The sequence below is a fragment of the Nonomuraea sp. WAC 01424 genome, assembly GCF_003947315.1.
In the GTDB taxonomy this organism is placed as follows: domain Bacteria; phylum Actinomycetota; class Actinomycetes; order Streptosporangiales; family Streptosporangiaceae; genus Nonomuraea; species Nonomuraea spiralis.
This window is the reverse complement of the sequence record NZ_QHHZ01000028.1, coordinates 72,313-94,129: the sequence shown is the minus strand read 5'-3', so window position 1 is coordinate 94,129 and position 21,817 is coordinate 72,313. Positions and strand designations below refer to the sequence as shown.

The 21,817-nt window shown below is 70.8% G+C and carries 22 protein-coding genes; 9 read left to right on the top strand and 13 right to left on the bottom strand.

Features of this window, described 5'->3' with window-relative positions:
* Positions 1 to 397 precede the first annotated feature (397 nt).
* A complete protein-coding gene (locus tag DMB42_RS49615) occupies positions 398 to 1,426 on the bottom strand; it encodes a GDP-mannose 4,6-dehydratase (RefSeq protein WP_125648281.1) in 1,029 nt (342 codons plus the stop codon).
* Between the two features lie 263 nt (positions 1,427 to 1,689).
* On the opposite strand from DMB42_RS49615, the gene DMB42_RS49610 reads away from it, so the two are divergent.
* The 4 genes from DMB42_RS49610 to DMB42_RS49595 all read left to right on the top strand — a co-directional run bounded on the left by DMB42_RS49610 (position 1,690) and on the right by DMB42_RS49595 (position 5,915).
* Entirely contained in the window at positions 1,690 to 2,961 is a 1,272-nt protein-coding gene (locus tag DMB42_RS49610) for a glycosyltransferase family 4 protein (RefSeq protein WP_125648278.1), read from the top strand.
* 46 nt (positions 2,962 to 3,007) lie between these two features.
* Positions 3,008 to 3,718, top strand: a complete 711-nt coding sequence (locus DMB42_RS49605; protein ID WP_185845279.1) for a class I SAM-dependent methyltransferase — start codon at positions 3,008 to 3,010, stop codon at positions 3,716 to 3,718.
* A complete protein-coding gene (locus DMB42_RS49600) occupies positions 3,715 to 4,770 on the top strand; it encodes a prenyltransferase (protein WP_125648275.1) in 1,056 nt (351 codons plus the stop codon). Before DMB42_RS49605 ends, DMB42_RS49600 begins: the two co-directional genes overlap by 4 nt.
* Before the next feature lie 176 nt (positions 4,771 to 4,946).
* A complete protein-coding gene (locus DMB42_RS49595; protein ID WP_185845278.1) occupies positions 4,947 to 5,915 on the top strand; it encodes a DUF1702 family protein in 969 nt (322 codons plus the stop codon).
* A 7-nt stretch (positions 5,916 to 5,922) separates the two neighbouring features.
* Here the strand turns inward: DMB42_RS49595 and DMB42_RS49590 are convergent, their stop codons facing one another.
* Entirely contained in the window at positions 5,923 to 6,564 is a 642-nt protein-coding gene (locus DMB42_RS49590; RefSeq protein ID WP_125648269.1) for a class I SAM-dependent methyltransferase, read from the bottom strand.
* 73 nt (positions 6,565 to 6,637) lie between these two features.
* On the opposite strand from DMB42_RS49590, the gene DMB42_RS49585 reads away from it, so the two are divergent.
* The 4 genes from DMB42_RS49585 to DMB42_RS49570 all read left to right on the top strand — a co-directional run bounded on the left by DMB42_RS49585 (position 6,638) and on the right by DMB42_RS49570 (position 8,857).
* A complete protein-coding gene (locus tag DMB42_RS49585; RefSeq protein ID WP_125648266.1) occupies positions 6,638 to 7,090 on the top strand; it encodes a pyridoxamine 5'-phosphate oxidase family protein in 453 nt (150 codons plus the stop codon).
* On the top strand, positions 7,087 to 7,278 hold the full coding sequence (locus DMB42_RS49580) for a ferredoxin (RefSeq protein WP_125648263.1): 192 nt from the start codon (positions 7,087 to 7,089) through the stop codon (positions 7,276 to 7,278). The genes DMB42_RS49585 and DMB42_RS49580 overlap by 4 nt, the downstream gene beginning before the upstream one ends.
* Positions 7,279 to 7,300: 22 nt before the next feature.
* Positions 7,301 to 8,389 (top strand): Zn-dependent alcohol dehydrogenase, encoded by a 1,089-nt coding sequence (locus tag DMB42_RS49575; protein WP_125648260.1) that lies wholly within the window; start codon positions 7,301 to 7,303, stop codon positions 8,387 to 8,389.
* A gap of 144 nt (positions 8,390 to 8,533) precedes the next feature.
* On the top strand, positions 8,534 to 8,857 hold the full coding sequence (locus tag DMB42_RS49570; protein WP_125648257.1) for a hypothetical protein: 324 nt from the start codon (positions 8,534 to 8,536) through the stop codon (positions 8,855 to 8,857).
* A gap of 135 nt (positions 8,858 to 8,992) precedes the next feature.
* Here the strand turns inward: DMB42_RS49570 and DMB42_RS49565 are convergent, their stop codons facing one another.
* The 3 genes from DMB42_RS49565 to DMB42_RS49555 form a co-directional block, all read right to left on the bottom strand.
* Positions 8,993 to 10,213, bottom strand: coding sequence for an NAD(P)/FAD-dependent oxidoreductase (locus tag DMB42_RS49565; protein ID WP_125648254.1), 1,221 nt, complete (start codon positions 10,211 to 10,213; stop codon positions 8,993 to 8,995).
* A gap of 72 nt (positions 10,214 to 10,285) precedes the next feature.
* Positions 10,286 to 10,735, bottom strand: a complete 450-nt coding sequence (locus DMB42_RS49560; RefSeq protein ID WP_125648251.1) for a hypothetical protein — start codon at positions 10,733 to 10,735, stop codon at positions 10,286 to 10,288.
* Positions 10,736 to 10,804: 69 nt separating this feature from the next.
* Complete coding sequence (locus DMB42_RS49555) at positions 10,805 to 11,332, bottom strand: DUF2231 domain-containing protein (RefSeq protein ID WP_125648248.1); 528 nt, start codon at positions 11,330 to 11,332, stop codon at positions 10,805 to 10,807.
* A gap of 118 nt (positions 11,333 to 11,450) precedes the next feature.
* Between DMB42_RS49555 and DMB42_RS49550 the strand changes: the two genes are divergently transcribed.
* The gene (locus tag DMB42_RS49550) at positions 11,451 to 12,200 is read left to right on the top strand and encodes a metalloregulator ArsR/SmtB family transcription factor (protein WP_125648245.1); all 750 of its coding nucleotides are present in this window, start codon (positions 11,451 to 11,453) and stop codon (positions 12,198 to 12,200) included.
* A 552-nt stretch (positions 12,201 to 12,752) separates the two neighbouring features.
* Here DMB42_RS49550 and DMB42_RS49545 read toward each other — a convergent pair.
* The 8 genes from DMB42_RS49545 to DMB42_RS49510 form a co-directional block, all read right to left on the bottom strand.
* Positions 12,753 to 13,757: a sugar phosphate isomerase/epimerase gene (locus tag DMB42_RS49545; protein WP_125648242.1), complete on the bottom strand. Its 1,005-nt coding sequence runs from the start codon at positions 13,755 to 13,757 to the stop codon at positions 12,753 to 12,755.
* Complete coding sequence (locus DMB42_RS49540; protein ID WP_125648239.1) at positions 13,754 to 14,908, bottom strand: Gfo/Idh/MocA family protein; 1,155 nt, start codon at positions 14,906 to 14,908, stop codon at positions 13,754 to 13,756. Before DMB42_RS49540 ends, DMB42_RS49545 begins: the two co-directional genes overlap by 4 nt.
* An 11-nt stretch (positions 14,909 to 14,919) precedes the next feature.
* Complete coding sequence (locus tag DMB42_RS49535; RefSeq protein WP_125648236.1) at positions 14,920 to 15,966, bottom strand: ABC transporter substrate-binding protein; 1,047 nt, start codon at positions 15,964 to 15,966, stop codon at positions 14,920 to 14,922.
* Positions 15,963 to 16,970 carry an ABC transporter permease gene (locus tag DMB42_RS49530; protein ID WP_125648233.1) on the bottom strand — a complete coding sequence of 336 codons (1,008 nt, stop codon included), beginning with the start codon at positions 16,968 to 16,970 and terminating at the stop codon, positions 15,963 to 15,965. Before DMB42_RS49530 ends, DMB42_RS49535 begins: the two co-directional genes overlap by 4 nt.
* Entirely contained in the window at positions 16,970 to 18,454 is a 1,485-nt protein-coding gene (locus DMB42_RS49525; protein WP_125648230.1) for a sugar ABC transporter ATP-binding protein, read from the bottom strand. Before DMB42_RS49525 ends, DMB42_RS49530 begins: the two co-directional genes overlap by 1 nt.
* An 11-nt stretch (positions 18,455 to 18,465) precedes the next feature.
* Entirely contained in the window at positions 18,466 to 19,623 is a 1,158-nt protein-coding gene (locus DMB42_RS49520; protein WP_125648227.1) for an ROK family transcriptional regulator, read from the bottom strand.
* Positions 19,624 to 19,802: 179 nt separating this feature from the next.
* Positions 19,803 to 20,675 (bottom strand): SDR family oxidoreductase, encoded by an 873-nt coding sequence (locus DMB42_RS49515; protein ID WP_125648224.1) that lies wholly within the window; start codon positions 20,673 to 20,675, stop codon positions 19,803 to 19,805.
* A 56-nt stretch (positions 20,676 to 20,731) separates the two neighbouring features.
* The gene (locus DMB42_RS49510; protein ID WP_260478392.1) at positions 20,732 to 21,790 is read right to left on the bottom strand and encodes an MBL fold metallo-hydrolase; all 1,059 of its coding nucleotides are present in this window, start codon (positions 21,788 to 21,790) and stop codon (positions 20,732 to 20,734) included.
* Positions 21,791 to 21,817: the final 27 nt, after the last annotated feature.

Below are 21,817 nucleotides of genomic sequence, written 5' to 3'. Positions count from 1 at the left end.
CACAGGAGGACAGAGAGCGACGGTCCGAGGGCGGGGTGACGGGGCCGGACACCGAGTGACGCGGACGGTGGTGGGCGGCGGCTGACCACGCGGGCGGCCCACAGTGCGCCCCGTGGCGGTGGTGCGCCGGTGAAGGGTCAGAGGGCGTTTCCCTGGAGGGCCCTCAGCCGAAGTACAGCGGGTGGTGAAACCACGCGAAGCCGTAAAGAACGGAAGGACAGAAGGGAGGAACGGGCCCGCACATGAGAACGGGCCCGTGCGTGGAAGCGGGCCCGTGCGTGGAAGCGGGCCCGTGCGTGGAAGCGGGCCCGTGCGTGGAAGCGGGCCCGTGCGTGGAAGCGGGCCCGTGCGTGGAAGCGGGCCCGTGCATGGGGGCGCTGTCAGAGGAGGGGAACGATCACGGCCAAGAGCTGTCCTGATCGGGGTCGCCGCCGGCGGAGAGGAGGCGGAGGTCGCTTTCGACCATCATCGCGACCAGTTCGTCGAACGACACGCTCGGCTCCCACCCCAGCTGCGCCCGCGCCTTCTTCGGGTCCGCGCACAGCAGGTCCACCTCGGCCGGCCGGTGCAGCGCCTGGTCGACCACCACGTGCTGCTCCCAGTCCAGCCCCGCGGCCGAGAAGGCGGCCTCCACCAGCTCGCGCACCGACTTCATCCGCCCGGTGCCGATCACGTAGTCCTCGGGGCTGGCGGCCTGCAACATCAGGTGCATCGCCTTCACGTAGTCGCCGGCGAAGCCCCAGTCGCGGCGCGCCTCCAGGTTGCCCAGCCGCAGCTCCGTGGCCAGTCCGAGCTTGATCCTGGCCACCCCGAGCGTGACCTTCCTGGTCACGAACTCCGCCCCGCGCCGGGGCGACTCGTGGTTGAACAGGATCCCCGACACGGCGAACATCCCGTACGACTCGCGGTAGTTCTGGGTGAGGAAGTGCCCGTACGCCTTGGCCACCCCGTACGGGGAGCGCGGGTGGAAGGCGGTGCGCTCGTTCTGGGGCGTCTCGGTGACCTGCCCGAACATCTCGGACGACGAAGCCTGATAGAAGCGCATCTGCCCGGACGGCGACGCCGCGCCACCCCGCGACACGCCCGAACACACCCGGATGGCCTCAAGCATCCGCAGGACGCCCATCCCGGTCACCTCGGCGGTCAGCTCGGCCTGCTCCCACGACATGGGCACGAACGAGATCGCCCCGAGGTTGTAGACCTCGTCCGGCTGAACGCGTTCCACCGCGGAGATCAGCGACCCCTGGTCCAGCAGGTCACCGCGGACGACCTGGACGTCGGCGAGCAGCTTGCGCATGCGCGAGACGCGCGGGTTCGCCTGCCCGCGGGCCAGCCCCCACACCTCATACCCCTGGTCGAGCAGGTGCTCGGCCAAGTAGGAACCGTCCTGGCCGGTGATGCCGGTGATCAGAGCGCGCCTGGCCAAGGGTCCTCCAACTATCACGTGGGTACGGTCGCCCGCACCGCGTCCCTTTGGGACGGGAATGTACAGCTAAGCGCCTGGACACAGCACCAAGCCACCTAGAACGCGTTCCACCGAACCACGCTCGGTTACCTTAATGTCGCAGTTCGCACGGCTTATGGATGCCGTTGTGAACAATTCCAGGTGACCTACCGAATGGTAGCCTTCTCGGACTAAGGTCATCTTTCACGGTACACGCCCGCCTCTTGGGACCTACCGCAGAAAACATGGGCCTACCGGCGGAGAAAGGGGTGTCCGTGAGCGAGGCGCTACGGATCGCGCTGCTGTCCTATCGCAGCAAGCCCACCTGCGGCGGTCAGGGCGTCTATCTCCGGCACCTGAGCCGTGAGCTGGTCGCGCTCGGGCACCACGTCGAGGTGTTCTCCGGACCGCCCTACCCGGAGCTGGACGAAGGCGTCATCCTGCGCGAGGTGCCGAGTCTCGACCTCTACCGCGACGAGGACCCGTTCAGGACGCCGAAGCTGGCCGAGTACCGCGACTGGATCGACCTCCTGGAGGTCGGCACCATGTGGTCCGCCGGCTTCCCCGAGCCGCTGACCTTCACCCTGCGCGCCTACCGCGAGCTGAAGAAGCGGGTCGGCGACTTCGACGTCGTCCAGGACAACCAGACACTCGGCTACGGCCTGCTCGGCATCCAGAAGCTGTTCCCCGTGGTCGGCACGATCCACCACCCGATCAGCGTGGACCGGCGGATCGAGCTGGAGGCCGCCACGGGCTACAAGAAGCTCACCATGCGCCGCTGGTACGGGTTCGTGAAGATGCAGGCCCGCGTCGCCCCCCGGCTCAGCCCGATCCTCACGGTCAGCGAGTCGTCGCTGGCCGACATCCACCGCGACTTCAACGTCCCGCAGGCCAACATGCGGCTGATCCCGCTCGGCGTGGACACCCGCTACTTCCACCCGCGTCCGGACAAACCCCGCCGCAAGGGCTCGATCGTCGCGGTCGCCAGCGCGGACTCGCCGATGAAGGGCGTGGCCACGCTGCTGCGGGCGGTCGCCAAGCTCGCCACCGAGCGCGACGTGAACCTGACCGTCGTCAGCAAGCCCACCCCCGGCGGGCCGACCGAGCGGCTCGTCCAGGAGCTCTCCCTCCAGGACCGGGTGCGTTTCGTCCACGGCATCTCCGACGACGAGCTGGGCGAGCTGATCGCCACCTCGGAGATCTCGGTGGTCCCGTCGTTGTACGAGGGCTTCTCGCTGCCCGCCGTCGAGCACATGGCCTGCGCCACGCCGCTGGTGGCCAGCCGTACGGGGGCGCTGCCCGAGGTCGTGGGGGACGCTGCCGTCCAGGTGCCGCCGGGCGACGCCGAGGAGCTGGCCGCCGTACTGCGCCGTCTGCACGACTCCCCCGAGGAGCGCGAGCGGGTGGGCAAGGCCGGCTACGACCGGGTCATGGAGCGTTACACCTGGCACGTCGTGGCCAAGCGGACGGTCGAGGCGTACCGCGAGGCGATGGCCGCGCACAAGGGCCGTCGCTGACCCCCGTACGAAAGCCCCCAAGAGCTGATCAAGGAGAAGCGACAAAGTGCTGACCGTGGACTTCGCCCGGCTCCCCGTGGGCCCCGGCGTGCGCGTGCTCGACCTGGGCTGCGGCGGCGGGAGGCACGCCTTCGAGGTGCTGCGCCAGGGCGCCGACGTGATCGCGTTCGACATGGACCAGTCCGAGCTGGACAACGTGGCGGCCATGTTCGTGGCGATGGACAAGGCGGGCGAGGTGCCGCTGGGCGCGACCGGCGAGACGGTCCAGGGCACGGCGCTGGACATGCCGTTCGAGGATGGCGTCTTCGACCGGGTCATCGCGGCCGAGGTGCTGGAGCACATCCCCGACGACATGGCCGCGATGCGGGAGATCTTCCGCGTGCTCAAGCCGGGCGGCACGGCGGCGATCACCGTGCCGAGCTTCCTGCCCGAGCGCATCTGCTGGGCCCTGGACGAGGACTACCACACCGCCCCCGGCGGCCACGTACGGATCTACACGCTGGCCGAGCTGTCGGCCAAGCTGAAGTCCATCGGCTTCGAGATCGGCCCGCACCACCACGCCCACGGCCTGCACGCGCCCTACTGGTGGATCAAGTGCGCGGTGGGCGTCAACAACGACGACCACCCGGTCGCCAAGGCCTATCACGAGCTGCTGGTGTGGGACATCATGAAGCGTCCGGCCGCCACCAGGATCGCCGAGGCCCTGCTCAACCCGATCATCGGCAAGAGCGTGGTCCTCTACGTCAAGAAGCCATGATCTCCCGCGAGGAGGCCGTCCGCACGGCCCTCAGCATCGCGGCCCTTCAGCAGGACGACGGCGGCGTGCCCTGGCCCGAGGGGCACGTCGACGCCTGGAACCACGTCGAGTGCCTGATGGCCATGACCGTGGCCGGGCTGACCGAGCCGGTACGGCGCGGCTACGAATGGCTGGCCCGTCACCAGCGCCCCGACGGCTCCTGGCCGATGAAGCTGGCCGGCGGCGTGGCCACCGAGCTGGGCGGCGAGTCCAACCACGCCGCCTACGTCGCCGCCGGCGTCTGGCACCACCACCTCGTGACCGGCGACCGCGAGCACGCCGAGCGGTACTGGCCCATGGTCAAGGCCGCGCTCGACTACGTCGTGGGGCTGCAGACCGAGCGGGGCGAGATCGTGTGGGAGCGCGACGCCCACGGCAGGGCGGCGGCGTACGCGCTGCTGACCGGGTGCGCCTCGATCCACCAGGGGTTGCGCTGCGGCGTGCTGCTGGCCCACCACCTCGGCGACCCGCAGCCGCACTGGGAGCTGGCCGCCGACCGGCTCGCCCACGTGTTGTCGGCGCATCCGGAGGCGTTCGCCGACAAGAGCCGGTTCTCGATGGACTGGTACTACCCGGTGCTCGGCGGCGCGGTGCGCGGGCGGCAGGCGTTCGAGCTGCTGGACCGCGAGTGGTCCACGTTCGTGGTGGCGGGGCTCGGCATCCGGTGCGTGTCCGACCAGCCGTGGGTGACCGGGGCCGAGACGTGCGAGCTGGTGCTGGCGCTGGACGCCGTGGGCGACCGTACGCGGGCCGCCGCGCTCTTCGCCGACATGCAGCACCTGCGGCACGAGGACGGCTCGTACTGGACCGGCTGGCAGTTCGCCAACCGCAAGCACTTCCCGCACGAGCGGTCCGGCTACACCGCGGCCGCGGTCGTCCTCGCCGCGGACGCGTTGCAGCGTTTCTCCCCCGGGTCCGGGCTGTTCCGCGACATCGCGGGCACGTCGGTGTCCGACCCCGAGGTGTGCGGGTGCGTGGAACGGCCGTCGTTCAGGTCGGCGCCGCCCGGCTGAGCCCCCTCCGCGGACGCCTCGGCCGCCGAAGAGGTGACGCAAGGGCTTTTGCGGGTTCTTTGCCGGGGACATCCGGTGCGCCGCCGGTGAATGGCGCAATGGGGTTACTAGCTTCGTGTCTGGCCGTAGGAGGCGTCTTCGGGGGAAGCGTGGGCGACACGGGCACAACAGCGTTCTTGGATCAGGTCAGGATCGAGCCGACACTGTCCCCGGCACGGGGACTGCGGAGGTTTCTGACCAAGGATCCGTCGGAGTCCGATCTGGGCCGGCGCAGGTTCCGGCTGCGCGGCGGGGCTCCCCGAACAGTCTTCGCGGATGCCGAGAACTCGTACGTGTTCGGCTTCAACGCGGTGATGTCGCGGGAAGTCGAGAAGATCGAAGACCTTGTACCTGAGCAGCGGCCTTTCGGCTACGAGGGCGCGGCGGCGGCCTGCACCGTGCTCGACCTGCTCACCTTGACCCGGGGCCGGCGCCTTCACGAGCTACTTGCCGGCCCCGCCCAGCATCACCGCCACGCCGCCTACGTCGGCGCCGGACGCGGCTACGCGCTGCTGCGGATGCGTCCGGTGTGGGGCGCGCGGCGTGCCCATCCGCTGCTGCGCTGGCTGACCGTGGACGGGTTCGGCTTCCAATGGAGCCTGTCGCGCGCCGACCGCATGGTGGGCCGCAGGAGCATGCCCGACCTGCTCACCCGCGCCCACTGCGCGGTCTTCGACCAGGGGCTCGGACGGCTGCTGTGGTACCACGAGTGCGCCTCGCCCGACGACGTCGGCGCGCGGGTCGCCGGCTTCCCCGCCTCCCGGCGGGCCGACCTGTGGAGCGGCGTGGGGTTCGCGGCCACGTACACGGGCGGGGCCGACAGCGACGAGCTGTGGTGGCTGAGCGAGCACGCCGGCGCCGACGGCTTCCGCGCCCACCTGGCGCAGGGCTGCGCGTTCGCGGTCGCGGCGCGGCTGCGGTCGGGGGCGCTGCCGGACCACGCCCGGCTGGCCGTGCCGATCCTGGCCGACGTCCCGCCCGACGAGGCGGCCGCGTGGACGGACCAGGCGCTGCTGGCCCTCGGCCACGACGCGCACACCCACGAGGACTTCCAGCGCTGGCAGGCCCACACCCGCAGGTCGTGGACCCGCCGCCACCGGAGCTGAACGCGACTCAGATGCCGGGGCCGGTGCGTTCGAGCACGCGCAGCGACCCCTCCACCGACACCTCGCGGAACGCGCCCGACTCCAGGGCCCGCAGGTAGACCTGGTAGGGCGCCTGGCCGCCGTCGGCCGGGTCGGGGTAGATGTCGTGGAAGACCAGCGCGCCGCCCTCCATGACGTGCGGCGCCCAGCCCTCGTAGTCGCGCGTCACCGGCTCCTCGGAGTGGCCGCCGTCGATGAACAGCAGGGCGAGCGGCGTGTTCCACAACGCGGCGACGCGGTCGGACCGGCCCACGACGGCGACCACCTCGTCCTCCAGGCCGGCGGCGGCGATCGTGGCGCGGAAGACCGGCAGCGAGTCCATCTTCCCGAAGCGCGGGTCCATCAGCGTGGGGTCGTGGTGGGCCCAGCCGGGCTGGATCTCCTCCGAGCCGCGGTGATGGTCGACGGTGACGACCACCGACCCGACCTGCCGGGCCGCCGCGCCGAGGTAGATCGCCGACTTGCCGCAGTAGGTGCCGATCTCGCAGACCGGGCCCCGGCCGCCGTAGTGGCAGGCCGCCTCGTACAGGGCCAGCCCCTCCTTCGGCGGCATGAATCCCTTGGCGTGCTCCGCTGCGCGGAGCAGCTCGGGCGGCATCGTCATAGGCATGCACCCTAGCCGAACCGAACAACATTCCGGCGACCTCTTGCCGGGCTTCTCTGCAACCTGTTCTACTTGGCACGTGAATCAGCGCGCTCGCATCGCGATGTCCGACGACGAGGTCACCGCGTTCCTGGAGGGTTCGCGCAAGGTCCAGCTCGCGACCATCAACCCCGACGGGACACCGCACCTCGTGACGATGTTCTACGGGCTGGACGAGGGCCGCATCGCCTTCTGGACGTACGGGAAGGCGCAGAAGGCACGCAACCTGGCACGCGACCCTCGGGTGAGCTGCCTGGTCGAGGCGGGCGACGACTACGACGAGCTCCGGGGCGTCCTCGTGTACGGCGTCGCCGAGCAGGTCGACGACCGGGACCGCGTGCTCGGCATCGGCATGGCGATCGCGCGCCGGATGACCCCGGGCGTACCGGACGACCTGCTGACCCCGTACGTCGAGCAGACCGGGCGGAAAAGGATCGCCTACGTCGTCGAGCGCACCAAAGTGGTCTCATGGGATCACAGGAGGCTCACATGAAGGTCAAGGTCGACGAACTGGTCTGCGAGGCCAACGCCGTCTGCATGGGGCTCGCGCCCGAGGTGTTCGACTTGGACGACGACGACCAGCTGCACATTCTGCTCCCCGAACCACCCCCCGAGATGCAGGACCGCGTCCGCAGCGCGGTCAGGTCCTGCCCGAAAGCCGCCCTGTCGCTAGAGGACTAGCCGTAGCCGGAGGAGGAACCCCATGCGCGCCGCGATCCTGCACGCCGTAGGCAACGACAAGCTGGACATCCGCGACGACATCACCTTGGCCCCCGTCGGGCCGACCGATGTCCGCGTACGGATCAGAGCCACGGGCGTGTGCCATTCGGACCTGTCGGCCATGTCCGGTGTGCTGCCGCAGCCGGTCCCGCTGGTCCCCGGCCACGAGGGCGCGGGCGAGGTGGTCGAGGTGGGCGAGCACGTCACGTCGGTCGCGCCGGGCGACCACGTGGTCATCAGCTGGCGCCCGGCCTGCGGGGCCTGCGACCTGTGCGTGGGCGGGCAGCCGTACATGTGCATGAAGTACGTCATCGAGTCGTTCAGCAAGGGCTACTTCCGTTTCGGCGGCGACGACGCGACGGCGTTCGGCATGGCGGGCTGCGGCACATGGGCCGAGGAGATCATCGTGCCCTGGCAGGGCGCCATCAAGATCGACGAGGACGTGTCGTGGGAGGCGGCGGCCCTGATCGGCTGCGGCATCACGACCGGCGTGGGCGCCGCGATCAACACCGCCAAGGTGCGTCCCGGCTCCACGGTCGCGGTGATCGGCTGCGGCGGCGTCGGCCTGTCGGTCATCCAGGGCGCCCGCCTCTCCGGCGCCAGGACGATCCTCGCGATCGACCCGCTGGAGTCCAAGCACGCCCTGGCCAAGAAGGTCGGCGCGACCCACGCGGTCACGCCCGAGCAGGTCCCCGAGGCCCTGAACGAGCTGACCGGCGGCAGCGGCTTCGACTACGGCTTCGAGGTCGTCGGCAAGGCGGCGACCATCCAGAGCGCCTGGCAGGTCACGCGGGCGGGCGGCGACGTCGTCGTGGTCGGCGCCGGCGCGCTGGACGACATGGTCTCGATCTCCGCCTTCAGCCTGCTGTTCGAGGGCAAGAAACTGCTGTCCAGCCTGTACGGCGAGGCCGACGTGCGGCACGACTTCCCGTACTTCGCCAAGCTCCACAAGGCGGGACAACTCGACCTGGAGTCCATGATCAGCGCCCGCATCCGGCTGAGCGACCTGAACGACGCGGTCGCCGCGCTGCGTGGCGGCGAGGTGCTCCGCCAGATCGTCATCATGGACTGACGCCGAACGACCGGCCCCTGTCCCCTCGCGCCCTGGGACGGGGGCCGGGCGATCGGCCGTACTGGTCACCTGCGGGCCATTGCACAGGAAAGTTTCCTAATAGATACTCCGGGTTGAGTGCCCACACCCCCCCAAGGAGTATCCATGCTTCGTCGCGGCCTCGCTCTGCTCTCACTCGCCGCCGCCGCCCTGCTCGGCGTCGCGGCGCCCGCCCACGCGGCCGTCGTGGACGTGCCCTTCGGGCCCCTCTCGATCGGCGAATACTGTCACGCCAAGGTCAGCTCGTCCTCGTGGATCGGCTTCTACGAGTCCAGCGGCCTGCGCTGCTACATCGACGGCCCCGGCGGCACCCTGCAGTACGCCGGGTCCGGCGACCCCTACCTGGCCTGCAAGTACCTCACCACCGACGTGGTGATGACCGCCCTGCGCGGCCAGTCGAACGCCCTGGTCTGCCGCGTCGTCCGCTGATCCGGCTCCGGTGAGACGTCCCGGCGGCGCCGGATCCGGCCGCCGCGGGACGCCGTCGTCCTCGGCGAGTGAGCGCGCGCCCCGCACGGCGCCGCGCCCACCTCCGAGGACGACGAGGACGACGGGAGCCGGAGGTCAGGACGGCAGGAGGCGGTCGAGGGGGACGTCGGGGTCGGCGAGCTCGGCCCGGTCCACGGGCTTGCGGGAGCGGATGAGGGCCTGGGTGTGGTCGGTGACGTCCCAGATGTTGACGTTCATCGCGGCCAGCACCTTGTCCTCCGCCAGCCAGAAGGCGATGAACTCGCGGGCGTCCAGGTCGCCGCGGATCACGACGTCCGGGGATTCACCGGGCGGGATGTGGCCTACGTACTCCATGCCCAGGTCGTACTGGTCGGTGTAGAAGTACGGCAGGTTCTCGTAGGCGTCCGCGCGGCCGAGCATCGCACGGGCGGCGGTGGCGGGCTGGTTGAGCGCGTTCGCCCAGTGCTCGACCCGGACGTGGCGTTCCAGCAGCGGGTGGTAGGCGTTGGCGATGTCCCCGGCGGCGAAGATGTCGGGGTCGGAGGTGCGCAGGTCGGCCGCGACCTGGACGCCGTCGTCCACGGTCAGCCCGGCGGCCCGCGCGAGCGAGGTGTCCGGGGCCGCGCCCACTCCCGCCACGACCACGTCGGCCTCGATGCGGGTGCCGTCGCCGAGCAGGACACCCGAGTCGGTGATCTCCGTGGGGTGGGCGTCGAAGACGAACTCGACGCCGTGCTCGCGGTGCAGCGCGGTGAACACCTGCGCGACGTACGGACCGAGCACGCGCAGCAGCGGGGCGGACGCCGTCTCGATCACGGTGACCTCCACGCCCGCGGCCCGCGCCGCGGCGGCGACCTCGAGCCCGATCCAGCCGGCGCCGATGATCGCGATGCGGCCGACGCGGGCGAGGGTGGCGCGCAGGTGTTCGCTGTCGTCCACGGTACGCAGGTAGAGCACGTCGGGACGGTCGCCGCCGGGGATGCTGAGACGGCGCGGCTCGGAACCGGTCGCCAGCAGCAGCTTGTCGTAGCCGAGTTGTTCCCCGCCGGTGAGGGTGACCCGGTGGGCGGCCGGGTCGATGCCGGTGACCTCGACGCCGAGCCGCAGTTCGACGTCGTGCTCGGCGTACCAGGAACGGTCGTGGACGAAGATCTTGTCGCGCTCGCCCGCGCCCTGGAGGTAGTCCTTGGACAGCGGCGGCCGCTCGTACGGCAGATGGGTCTCCCGGCCGACCAGCACGAGGCGGCCGTCGAAGCCCTCGCCGCGCAGGGTCTCTGCGGCCTTGGCGGCGGCGAGGCCGCCGCCGGCGATCACGAAGGTTGCGGGTCCGGGCATGGTCGGATCTCCTGTTCCTGGACGAAGGATTCAACGGACTGCCGGCAGGTGGCGTGAGGATCGCGGCGCACGTCAGCTCCCGCCGACGCCGAGCGCGCTGAGCAGCACCAGTACGACGGTCGCGACGGCGAACAGGCCGTGCCCGGCGACGACCGGAACGGGGAAACCCCGTTCGGCCGGCACCGGGGCCCCCTCCGCCGGGGCCGGGCCCGAGCCGAGCCGCGCGACCCGGCCACGATGGACGGGGATCCACCTCGCCAGCATCACGAACCCGAGCAGCGCGACCGGCACGAGCAGCCCGAACGCGAGCCAGGCCAGCGCGGTCGCGTCGGCGAACAGGTAGATGATCCAGACGACCAGGCCGGCCGCGGCGAGCAGGAAGTGCCCGAAGATCACCGGAGCGGGCAGCTTGGACTCACCGGTCTTCTGCTGGCGTACGCCGCCGCGGGCGATCCACGTGCCGAGCATGTAGAAGCCGCCGAGGGCGGTGACGAGCCAGGTGATCAGTGCGGCGATCTCCATGATTCTCCTTCTTTCCAGACGAAGGCATTCGTATGTCCGAGGTGGCGCTAAACCTCGCCCGCCGGGCGGTCAGCCGGTGGTGCGCGCGGTGCCGAACCCCTCGGCCTGGGTGTGCTCGTCGGCGACGCGGACCCCGTAGCGGAAGGCGAGCTTGCCGCCCAGGTAGCCCGACACCGCCAGCACGGCCAGGCACACCGCCGACAACACGATCTGTCCCGCCGGTACGGGCCCCGCCTCGCGGCCTGGTTCGCTCAGCCGCCAGGCGAACCCGGCCGCGTACCCGGCGGTGACCGCCAGGTTGAGCCCCATGTGCACCAGGCCGGTCCGGAACGCGGGCGTACGCGGCGGAATGGCGAACAGGTCCAGGAATCCGACCGAGGCGGCGGCCAGCGCGCCGATCCCGCCGAGGGCGATCAGCCACACCGACCCCTGCGCCAGGAAGCCGCCCGGCGACACCAGGTGGGAGGCGACGTCGAAGACCAGGCTGGCCACCCACGCCCCGATCGGCACGGTGACCAGGATCGGGTGCACCGGATGGCCATACGGGCCCGCGAGCACCGTCACCGGCTGCTTGGCCTGTCGGGTCGGCTCGTCCATGACCACCTCCTATTTCACCAACAAGTCTTGGACATATTCCCGATCGCCGTCAACCTCCCGCGCACAAAGAGATGCCTTCAGGTGTTTCACATGATTTCTTAGGCGTTATCGTGGATGTGTGACGTCCGACTCCACGAGCCTCGCGGCGGTCGCCGAGCTCAGCGACGACCTGCGCCGCAGCATGTACGAGTTCATCCGCCGGGCCGGACGCGCCGTCACCCGCGACGAGGCGGCCCAGAGCGTGGGCGTCTCCCGCAAGCTCGCCGCCTTCCACCTGGACAAACTGGTGGACGCCGGGCTGCTCACCACCCGCTACGAACAACCGGGCGGGCTACGCCGCGTCGGCCGCACCCCCAAGGTCTACGAGCCCTCCGCGCTGGACGTCCAGGTCAGCATCCCCCAGCGCGAACCCGTCCTCCTCGCCGACATCCTGGTCGACGCCGTCCTGGCCGAAACCCCCGGCGAGAGCGCCGGCGAAGCCGCCCGCCGCCTCGCCGGCGAACGCGGCCGACACCTCGGCCACACCGAACGCGCCGGCCTCCGCGGCGCCAGGCTCGGCCCCGAACGCGCCCTGACCTGCGCCCAGCACGTCCTGGAACGTCATGGTTTCGAGCCCAGCCGCGACACCCCCACGCTCGTCCGGCTGCGCAACTGCCCGTTCCATCCCCTCGCGGCCAAGGCGCCCGAGCTGGTGTGCGGCATCAACCACGCCTTCCTGACCGGCTTCCTCACCGGCCTGGACGCCCCGGCCGTACAGGCCACGCTCATCCCCCGTCCGGGCCACTGCTGCGTGGAACTCGGCGTCCCCGGCGCGGCGGGGGATCAGGAGGCGGCCTGCGGCAAGGACGTGCCCCCAGAGAGCCCTTGACCGGCTCCGGCGGCCACGAGAGGGGGCCGTACGGACTGCGGCCCTCTCGGCCGATCACCCGAGGGGGGATCGACGGCCGATGCCGGAGCGTTGACTCCACGGCGGCGACGCGCTGAGGACGTTCGCGGGGAGGCGGGCAGGCGGTGCCCCGAAGGCCCCTGGCCGTCCGTGAGGGAGCGCTGCTTCACTCCGGGCCGGGGGGCGGGTTGCGGCGGGCCAGGCCGCTTCCTGGTGGCGTGTGTGCGGCCCTGTTGAGACCGGGTCGACGCTTCTCGGGCACAGTGTCGTCGACGCGCCTGGGGCTCGCCGGTGTCAACGTCGTGACGCTCGGGCCGCCGACAGCTGTGGGGCTCGCCGTGGTCGACTGCCGTGAGGCGGAAACCGGCGGGGTGGGCTCCCGTCGTCAAGCCGGTAACCAGGTGAAGGGTGGACGCCAGGGCGCCGGAGGCGCGGGGGGTGCGCCGCAGGCGCCCGAAGGAACGACAGCCTGAGCCCCCGGCGCGCCAGCGCCCCAGCGCGAAGCCCGTCCGGGGCGCGCCCCGGGAGGCCCTTCTAGCCGGCGGAGAAGGCTGCGTCGAAGGACGAGGCCGGGGGCGTGATCGAGTTCAGCCGGCGGATGTACCCCAACGCCTCCCGAGCCCCGTCCAGCCGATCCATCCCCGCGTCCTCCCACTCGATCGAGATCGGCCCGTCATACCCGATCGAGTTCAACGCCCGGAAGCAGTCCTCCCACGGCACGTCCCCCCGCCCGGTGGAGACGAAGTCCCAGCCCCGCCGCATGTCCGCCCACGGCAGGTGCGACGACAGCCGCCCCTTGCGCCCGTCCCCGATCCGGACCCGCGTGTCCTTGCAGTCCACGTGGTAGATCCGGTCCCTGAAGTCCAGGATGAACGCCACCGGGTCCAGGTCCTGCCACACCATGTGCGAGGGATCCCAGTTCAGCCCGAACGCCGGACGGTGCCCGATCGCCTCCAGCGTCCGCTGGGTGGTGTAGTAGTCGTAGGCGATCTCGCTCGGGTGGATCTCGTGCGCGAAGCGCACCCCCACCTCGTCGAACACGTCGAGGATCGGGTTCCAGCGGTCGGCGAAGTCCTGGTAGCCGGCCTCCACCATCGACGCCGGCACCGGCGGGAACATCGCCACGGTGTGCCAGATGGACGACCCGGTGAACCCCACCACCGTGTCCACGCCGAGCGCCGCCGCCGCCCTGGCCGTGTTCTTCATGTCCTCGGCCGCGGCCCCGCGTACGGACTCCGGGTCGCCCGAGCCCCAGATACGCGCGGGCAGGATCGCCTTGTGCCGCTCGTCGATCGGGTGGTCGCAGACAGCCTGGCCCACGAGGTGGTTGGAGATCGTCCACACCTGCAGCCCGTGCTTGTCGAGCTGGGCGCGCTTCTGCTCCACGTACGACGGATCCGCCACGGCCTGGGCCACGTCGAAGTGGTCACCCGAACAGGCGATCTCCAGGCCGTCGTAACCCCATTCGGCCGCCAGCCTGCACACCTCCTCGAACGGCAGGTCGGCCCACTGCCCGGTGAACAGCGTGACTGGTCTCATGAGTCCTCCACAGTGGTGAATCGGCTGCCGTCAGCCGCGCCTGCTTCCACCGCCGCCAGCACGCGCTGCACCCGCAGCCCGTCGGCGAACGACGGCTCGGGGTCGGTGCCGGTGGCGACGGCCTCCAGGAAGTCCTTGATCTCGTGGGTGAAGGTGTGCTCGTAGCCGAGCCCGTGCCCCGGCGGCCACCACGCGCCGACGTAGGGGTGGTCGGGCTCGGTGACCAGGATCCGCTCGAAGCCGCCCCCGCCCGCGCTGAACCACAGCTCGTTCATGGACTCGAAGTCGAACGCCAGGCTGCCGAGCTGCCCGTTGATCTCGATGCGCATCGCGTTCTTGCGCCCGGTCGCGAACCTGGTGGCCTCGAACGAGGCCAGCGCGCCGCCCGACATCCGCCCGATGAACAGCGCGGCGTCGTCGACGGTGACCGCGCCCCTCTCCTCGGTACGGGAGCCGCCCAGCCCCGCCGACTCCCCGGCCAGCGGACGTTCCTTGACGAACGTCTCCATGAGCCCCGACACGCCCACCACGTGCTGACCGGTGACGAACTCGGCGGCGTCCACGATGTGCGAGCCGATGTCGCCGAGCGCGTCGGCCCCCGCCTTGTCCTTCTGCAACCGCCACACCAGCGGGAACTCCGGGTCCACGATCCAGTCCTGGAGGTACTGGGCCCGTACGTGCCGGATCTCGCCGAGCCTGCCCTCCTGGACGTACCGGCGGGCCAGCGCGACCGCGGGGACCCGCCGGTAGTTGAAGGCCACCATGCTCCTGCCCGGCGCCGAGGCCGCCGCCGCGACCATGGCCTCGGCCTCGGCGACGGTGTTGGCCAGCGGCTTCTCGCAGATCACGTGCTTGCCGGCGCGCAGGGCGGCGACGGCGATCTCGGCGTGCGAGTCGCCCGGCGTGCAGATGTCGACGATCTGCACGTCGTCCCGCCGTACGAGCTCTCTCCAGTCCGTCTCGACGTCGGCCCAGCCGAGCCGCGCGGCCGCGGCGGCGGTGTGCTCCTTCGACCGGCCCCCGAGCACCGCCATGCGCGGCGCGAGCGGCAGGTCGAAGAACGCGCCGACGTTACGCCAGGCCTGGGAGTGGACGCGGCCCATGAACGCGTACCCGATCATGCCCACGCCGATGGTGGTCTTGTCTGACATGCAACCCCCGATCAGGATTCGAATCCGAGCGCCAGATACTTGTCGACGTTCTCCTTGGTGATCGTCTCCGACGCGAGGGTGATCGACTGCGGGACCTGGTTCTCCACGAGGTCACTCATGCCCTTGCCCTGTGCGATCAACCTGGCGAGCTTGACGGCCGAGGAGGCCATCGTGGGGCTGTAGGTGACGGTCGCCTTCAGCACCGAGGTGCCGGCCTGGATCTCCTTCATGGCGTTCAGCGAGCCGGCGCCGCCGACCATGACGAACTCGTCGCGGCCGGCCTCCTTGATGGCGGCCAGCACGCCGACGCCCTGGTCGTCGTCGTGGTTCCACAGCGCGTCGATCTTCTTGTGGGCCTGCAGCAGCGAGGTCGCCACCTGGTTGCCGGTCTCCACGGTGAACTTGGCGTCCTGCTTGGCCGTCACGCTGAACCCGTACGTCTTCAGCGCGTCGGCGAAGCCCTTGCTGCGGTCCTGGGTCAGCGGCAGCGTGGCGATGCCCTGGATCTCGACGATCACCGGGTTGGCGACGCCCTTGTCCTTGAGCTGCTTGCCGATGTAGTGCCCGGCCGCGACGCCCATGCCGTAGTTGTCGCCGCCGATCCAGGTCCGGTAGGCCAGCTTGTCGGGGAAGACCCGGTCGAGGTTGATGACCGGGATGCCGGCCTGCGCGGCCTGGAGCGCGACCTGGTTGAGCTGCTGGCCGTCGTTGGGCAGGATGACCAGGGCGTTCACCTTGGCCGCGATCAGCGACTCGACGGCGGAGATCTGCTGGTTGATGTCGTTGGTCGGCTCGACGGGCTTGAAGTCGATGTCGGCGTACTGCTTGGCGGCGCTCTCGGCGTTCTTGGCGATGGCCGCGATCCACCCGTGGTCGGCGGCCGGCGCGGAGAAGCCGATCGTCACCTTCTGGCCGGGTTCGTCGTTGCCGCCGGCGGCGGGGGCGGGGACGGGCGCCGCCGCCGCGGGCGCGGCCGCGGGCTCGTTGCTGGTGCAGCCCGCCGCTAACAGCACTGCCCCGCCGACGAGGAATCCCCTGCGCGCGACGTTCTCACTCATGTTGCTCTCGCTTTCAGGTTCCGCCGCTGGAGAAGGACGGCGACGACGATGATCAGGCCCTTGGCGATCAGCTGGTCGCTGGTGTTGAGCCCGTTGAGGATGAACAGGTTCGTGATGAGGGTGAAGATCAGCAGGCCCAGGATCGAGCCGATGATCGTGCCCCGGCCTCCGGTGAGCAGGGTGCCGCCGATGATGACGGCGGCGATGGCGTCGAGTTCGTACAGGTCGCCGTGGGTGGACGAGCCTGTGGTCGTGCGGGCCATGATGAGGATCGCGGCGACGCCGCAGCAGAAGCCGGACAGGGCGTACAGGAGCATCGTGTGCCTGCGTACGTCGATGCCGGCCAGCCTGGCCGCCTCGGGGTTGCCGCCGACCGCGTACGTGCGGCGGCCGAACGTGGTGCGGTTCAGGACGATCCACCCCAGCACCACGACCAGGGCGAACACGTAGACCAGCAGCGGGATGCCGAGCAGCCGCGTGGTGGACAGCTGCACGATGCCCTCGACCTGGATGAGCTGGGTCTTCCTGTCGGACATGCGCTGGGCCAGGCCGCGCGCGGCCACGAGCATCGCCAGGGTGGCGATGAACGGCACCATGCGGCCGTAGGCGATCAGCAGCCCGTTCACCAGCCCGGCCCCGGTGCCGACGAGGATCGCGCAGATCGCCATGACGACGGGCCCGTACGACTGCGTGGCCAGCGTGGTCGCCCACACCGAGGCCAGCGCCATGACCGCGCCGACGGACAGGTCGATGCCGCCGCCGATGATCACGAACGTGGCCCCGACGGTGATCACGCCGATGGTGGCGGCCAGGGCCAGGATGCTGACCAGGTTGGAGGCGGTGGCGAAGTTCTCCGGCCGGGTGACCAGGCCGACGACGACGAGCAGCGCGAGCGCGCCCAGCAGGCCGACGTGGCGGATCTCGGCGAATCCGTTCAGCAGGGACGGTCTCGGCCCGGCGATCCCGGTGGCGGGACGTTCGGGCGCTTCAATGGGGTCGCTCATCACGCGGCCCTCCCATCCATGATCATGTCCAGTACGCGGTGCTCGTCCAGGCCGGCCGCCTCGCCCTCGTGGATGACGGCGCCCTCGCGCAGCACGAGCACCCGGTCGGCGAGGCCCAGCACCTCGGGCACCTCGCTGGAGACCAGCAGCACGCCGATGCCCTGGTCGGCCAGGTCGCGGATGACGGCGTACAACTCGGCGCGGGCGCCGACGTCGACGCCTCTGGTCGGTTCGTCGAGCAGCAGCAGCCTGCGTCCGCCGAGCAGCCAGCGGGCGAGCACCGCCTTCTGCTGGTTGCCGCCCGACAACGTCCTGATCGGGCGTTCTGGGTCGGGCGGGCGGATGTCGAGGAGTTCGGCCAGGCGTTTGGCCTCGGCCCGCTCGCGCTTGCGGTCGATCCACCCGAACCTGGCGAATCCCGGCAGGGTGCCGAGTGTGATGTTCGCGGTGACGCTCTGGTCGAGGAGCAGGGCCTGGGCCTTGCGTTCCTCGGGGGCCAGGCCCATGCCCTGCCGGACGGTGCCGACGACGCCGCGCCGCGCCGGTCTGCCCGCGAGCGTGACGCGGCCGGCGGCGGGACGGGCTCCGTAGACGGCCTCCAGGATCTCCGAACGGCCGCTGCCGACGAGCCCGGCCAGCCCGACGATCTCGCCCGCCCGCACGGTGAAGGAGACGTCGGCGAACAGGCCGGGCGCGGTCAGGTTCTCCACGCGCAGCACCTCCTCGCCGGGGGGCCGGGTGGGGCGGGGCGGGAAGACGTACTCGACGTTGCGGCCGGTCATGAGGGAGACGATGCGTGCGGTGGGGGTGTCGCGGGCGGGCAGGCCGACGGCGACCGTACGCCCGTCCTTGAGCACGGTGACGCGGTCGCCGATCTCGCGGATCTCCTCCAGCCGGTGGGAGATGTAGACGACGGCCACGCCCTGGGCGGTCAGCTCGCGGATGATGCGGAACAGGTTGGCGACCTCGTCGTGGGCGAGGGCGGCCGACGGTTCGTCCATGATGATCAGGCGGGCGTCGTGGGAGAGGGCGCGGGCCATCGAGACGACCTGTTTGGCGGCCGGCGAGAGCCGTCCGACCTCGGCCGACGGGCGGATCTCGCCGTGGCCGAGGCGTTCCAGCACCTCGCGGGCGGCGCGCCGGGCGGCCTGCCGGTTGACGAAGCCGAAGCGGGCGTGCTCATGGCCGAGGAAGATGTTCTCGGCGACGCTGAGGCCGTCGACCAGGTCGAGTTCCTGGTAGATGGTGGCGAAGCCGAGCCTGATGGCGTCGATCGGGCTGTTCGGGCGCACCGGCGCGTCGTTGAAGACGATCGTGCCCTCGTCGGGCTGGTGGACGCCGGCCAGCACCTTGATCAGGGTGGACTTGCCCGCGCCGTTCTGGCCGAGCAGGCAGTGCACCTCGCCCGCCCGTACGTCGAGGTCGACCCCGTCCAGCGCGCGCACTCCGGGGAACTGCTTGACGATGCCCTTCATGACCAGCATCGGGGTCCCCTTCAGGCGTTGACGATGCGGTTGATGTTGTCCGGTGACAGGTAGTGCTCGATGGCGAGCAGGCCGGCGCCGAGCGCTGCGGCGTTGATCCCGGTACGGCTCGGGGTGATGGACAGCTGATGGGTGGCCAGCGGCAGCGATCTGCGGTAGATCGTCTCCCTGATCCCGGCCAGGAGGTGTTCGTGGACCCGGGACAGCGCGCCGCCGATGACGATGACCTCGGGGTTGAAGAAGTTGACCAGGCCGGCCAGCACCTCGCCGATGAGCCGTCCGGCCTCTCTGACCAGCCGCAGCGCCTGGGTGTCGCCTCCTTGGACGAGCGCCACGACGTCGGCGCCGCTCTCGGCGGGCAGGCCCAGCTCGGTGAGCCGCCGTGCGATGGCGGCGCCGCCGGCCACGGCCTCCAGGCAGGCGCTGTTGCCGCAGCGGCAGCCGGCGTCGTCGTGGCCGCTGACCCGGATGTGGCCGATGTCGCCGGCCGAGCCCTGGGCGCCTCTGTGCAGCTTGCCGTCGGCCACGATGCCGCAGCCGATGCCGGTGCCGACCTTGACGAACAGCAGGTGGTTCGTCCCGGGGAAGGCGTTGCGGTGCTCGCCGAGCGCCATGACGTTGACGTCGTTGTCGACCAGCACCTCGATGCCGTCGAAGTACTCGGGGACGGGGTAGTCGTTCCAGCCGGGCATGATCGGCGGGTTGTTGGGGCGGCCGGTGGCGAACTCGACCGGGCCGGGCACGCCGATGCCGATCGCGCGCAGCGCCCGGCGTGGCCGTCCTGCCTCGCCGAGCAGCCGGTCGAGCCGCTGGTCGACGTGGGCGAGCACCTTCTCGGGGCCCTCGCCGATCACCACCGGGTCCTCGCACTCGGCCAGCAGGCCGCCGGAGATGTCCATGAGCGCGACCCGGCAGTGGGTGGCGCCCAGGTCGACGCCGGCGAAGGCGTGCTGCTCGGTGTGCAGGCGGAGCTGGCGCGGTGGCCGGCCGCCGGTGGACTCGCCGCTCTCGGTCTCCTCGACGAGGCCGCGCTCGATGAGCGCGTCCACCCGCTGGGAGATCGTGGATCTGGCCAGTCCGGTGAGGCGCGCGAGATCGGAACGGGTGGTCGCCGATCCGGCGCTGATGAGCGTCAGTACGTCGGCAGCCGAGCCCGGCTGGGGGGTCATGCGGAGACAATAAGATCACTGATGCGGCAAATCAAGAGTCTGATTCGACCGAACTTGGCTGACTTATGCCGAAGATCGAACAAAGCCTGACGTACGGCGTCCGTCAAACGTCCCCGGAACGCACGGAAGCCGGCCGCCGCCCGGACGGGCGATGACCGGCTTCGCGCAGGTCGCGGACGCTAGAGCATGGCCTTCATCGAGTCGCCGGCCGTCAGCACGTACGGCTGCTCGGCCATCACCGACCCCCAGTTGCCGGCGATCGACTCGGGCGTGAGGTCGTCGGTCTTCCAGCCCGGCCCCTCGGCCACGAACACGCGGGCCACCCGCCCGCCGCCGACGGTGAACACCTCGCCGCTCGACTCGCACGAGTCGTGCACGAGGTAGGCCACGAGCGCACTCACCCGCTCGGGGGTGAACTTCTCCTCGAACTCGGCGGGCAGCAGCGCCTCGGTCATCCTGGTCCAGGCGATGGGCGCGATGGCGTTGGCCTTGATGCCGTTGCGCGCGCCCTCGATGGCCAGCGTCTTGGTCAGGCCCACCAGGCCCATCTTGGCCGTGGAGTAGTTGGCCTGGCCGAAGTTGCCGAACAGCCCGGCCGGGCTGGAGGTGTTGACGATCCGCCCATGGCCGGCCTCCTTCATCAGCGGGTACGCGGCCTGGCTGACCAGGTACGAGCCGCGTACGTGCACGGCCAGCACGCTGTCGAAGTCCTCGACCGTCATCTTCCCGAACGACTTGTCGCGCAGGATGCCGGCGTTGTTGACGACGATGTCGACCTTGCCGAACGCGTCGACGGCCGTCTGCACGAGCGCCAGGGCCCCCTCGGGGGTGGCCACGTTGTCGGTGTTGGCGACGGCCCGGCCGCCGTTCTTGGTGATGAGCTCGACCACCTCGGCGGCGGGGCCCGTGGACGCGCCGGTGCCGTCGAGGGCGCCGCCGAGGCCGTTGACCACGACCTGGGCGCCCCGCTCGGCGAGCAGGAGCGCGTGCGCCCTGCCGAGACCGTGCCCGGCGCCCGTGATGATGGCGACCCTGTCATCGAACCGAAGCATCGAACCCTCCAGAGCAAGAGAACAACATTCTGGTAGGAGTACGATAACCGACCCGCTCAGGCGCGTCTCCAGAGCTCGGGCTCGCCCTCCTCCCTGCGTACCCTGCCCTGGGCCGCCAGCCATACCAGGTGGGCCAGCGTCTCGTTGTTGGCCGCCCGGCGCATGAACGGCGGGATCGTCTCCCAGGGCCGCGACCAGCTCAGCCGGGTGGCGACGTCCCAGCAGGTCACGCCGTCGTCCGCGCCGACGACCCGCTCGATCTCGGGCCGCCGCTCGTCGTGGTGGGCAATGACGTGGTCGACGCGTCCGGCCAGCTCCAGGAAGCGGTACTCGTGGCCGGGCAGCACCTCGTCGACCTCCAGCTTGCGTACGGCGGCCAGCGAGTCGAGGTAGTCGGCCAGCGGGTTCGGGCCGGACTGGGGATGCACGGCCACGATCGGCGTGATCTTGGCCAGCACGTGGTCGCCGGACAACAACAACCTGCGCGCGGGCGAGACGAAGCACAGGTGGCCGGGGGTGTGCCCGGGGGTGTGGAGGGCCCGCAGGTCCCAGCCGGGCAGCCCGAGGTCCTCGCCGTCCTCGATCAGCCGGTCCGGACGGGCCATCGTGACCATGTGCCTGATCATCATGGATGCCCCGGCCAGCTCGTCCAGGCTCAGTTCGGGCACGCCGGAGCGCCGCAGCAGGGCCCGTTCCCGCTGGACGAGCGAGTCGATGGCGGCGTCGTCGTACCGCTCGCGCACGAGGCCCGCGTCGGCCGGGTGCAGGCCGATCCAGGCGCCCGACGCCTCGCGGACGCGTCCCGCCAGGCCGTAGTGGTCGGGGTGCAGGTGGGTGACCAGGACGGCCTTGACGTCGGCGATCCCGTAACCGGCCACGGCCAGCCCGGCGGCGAGGGCGTCGTACGCCTCGTCGGTGTTCCCGTCGGCGTCCACGATCGCCACGCCGTCGGGCAACTCCAGGGCGTAGACCAGCACGTACCGGAGGGGGTTGATCGGGATGGGCACCGGGATGGACCACAGCCCCGGACGTACCCGCTCGACCTCGGGAACCGCCCCGCTCAGCCATGCCTCGCGCTGCGCCGCGCTGGAAGGAGTCACCACGAACTTCGCCATGCCCCGAATATAGTTCTGGTCCCGAAT

Coding starts and splice junctions, on each gene's coding strand:
- DMB42_RS49525 (WP_125648230.1), bottom strand. CDS start 18,454: ATGCTGGTCATGAAGGGCATCGTCAAGCAGTTCCCCGGAGTGCGCGCG.
- DMB42_RS49540 (WP_125648239.1), bottom strand. CDS start 14,908: ATGTCAGACAAGACCACCATCGGCGTGGGCATGATCGGGTACGCGTTC.
- DMB42_RS49575 (WP_125648260.1), top strand. CDS start 7,301: ATGCGCGCCGCGATCCTGCACGCCGTAGGCAACGACAAGCTGGACATC.
- DMB42_RS49570 (WP_125648257.1), top strand. CDS start 8,534: ATGCTTCGTCGCGGCCTCGCTCTGCTCTCACTCGCCGCCGCCGCCCTG.
- DMB42_RS49510 (WP_260478392.1), bottom strand. CDS start 21,790: ATGGCGAAGTTCGTGGTGACTCCTTCCAGCGCGGCGCAGCGCGAGGCA.
- DMB42_RS49545 (WP_125648242.1), bottom strand. CDS start 13,757: ATGAGACCAGTCACGCTGTTCACCGGGCAGTGGGCCGACCTGCCGTTC.
- DMB42_RS49590 (WP_125648269.1), bottom strand. CDS start 6,564: ATGCCTATGACGATGCCGCCCGAGCTGCTCCGCGCAGCGGAGCACGCC.
- DMB42_RS49560 (WP_125648251.1), bottom strand. CDS start 10,735: ATGGAGATCGCCGCACTGATCACCTGGCTCGTCACCGCCCTCGGCGGC.
- DMB42_RS49515 (WP_125648224.1), bottom strand. CDS start 20,675: ATGCTTCGGTTCGATGACAGGGTCGCCATCATCACGGGCGCCGGGCAC.
- DMB42_RS49530 (WP_125648233.1), bottom strand. CDS start 16,970: ATGAGCGACCCCATTGAAGCGCCCGAACGTCCCGCCACCGGGATCGCC.
- DMB42_RS49565 (WP_125648254.1), bottom strand. CDS start 10,213: ATGCCCGGACCCGCAACCTTCGTGATCGCCGGCGGCGGCCTCGCCGCC.
- DMB42_RS49600 (WP_125648275.1), top strand. CDS start 3,715: ATGATCTCCCGCGAGGAGGCCGTCCGCACGGCCCTCAGCATCGCGGCC.
- DMB42_RS49580 (WP_125648263.1), top strand. CDS start 7,087: ATGAAGGTCAAGGTCGACGAACTGGTCTGCGAGGCCAACGCCGTCTGC.
- DMB42_RS49555 (WP_125648248.1), bottom strand. CDS start 11,332: ATGGACGAGCCGACCCGACAGGCCAAGCAGCCGGTGACGGTGCTCGCG.
- DMB42_RS49535 (WP_125648236.1), bottom strand. CDS start 15,966: ATGAGTGAGAACGTCGCGCGCAGGGGATTCCTCGTCGGCGGGGCAGTG.
- DMB42_RS49520 (WP_125648227.1), bottom strand. CDS start 19,623: ATGACCCCCCAGCCGGGCTCGGCTGCCGACGTACTGACGCTCATCAGC.
- DMB42_RS49610 (WP_125648278.1), top strand. CDS start 1,690: ATGGGCCTACCGGCGGAGAAAGGGGTGTCCGTGAGCGAGGCGCTACGG.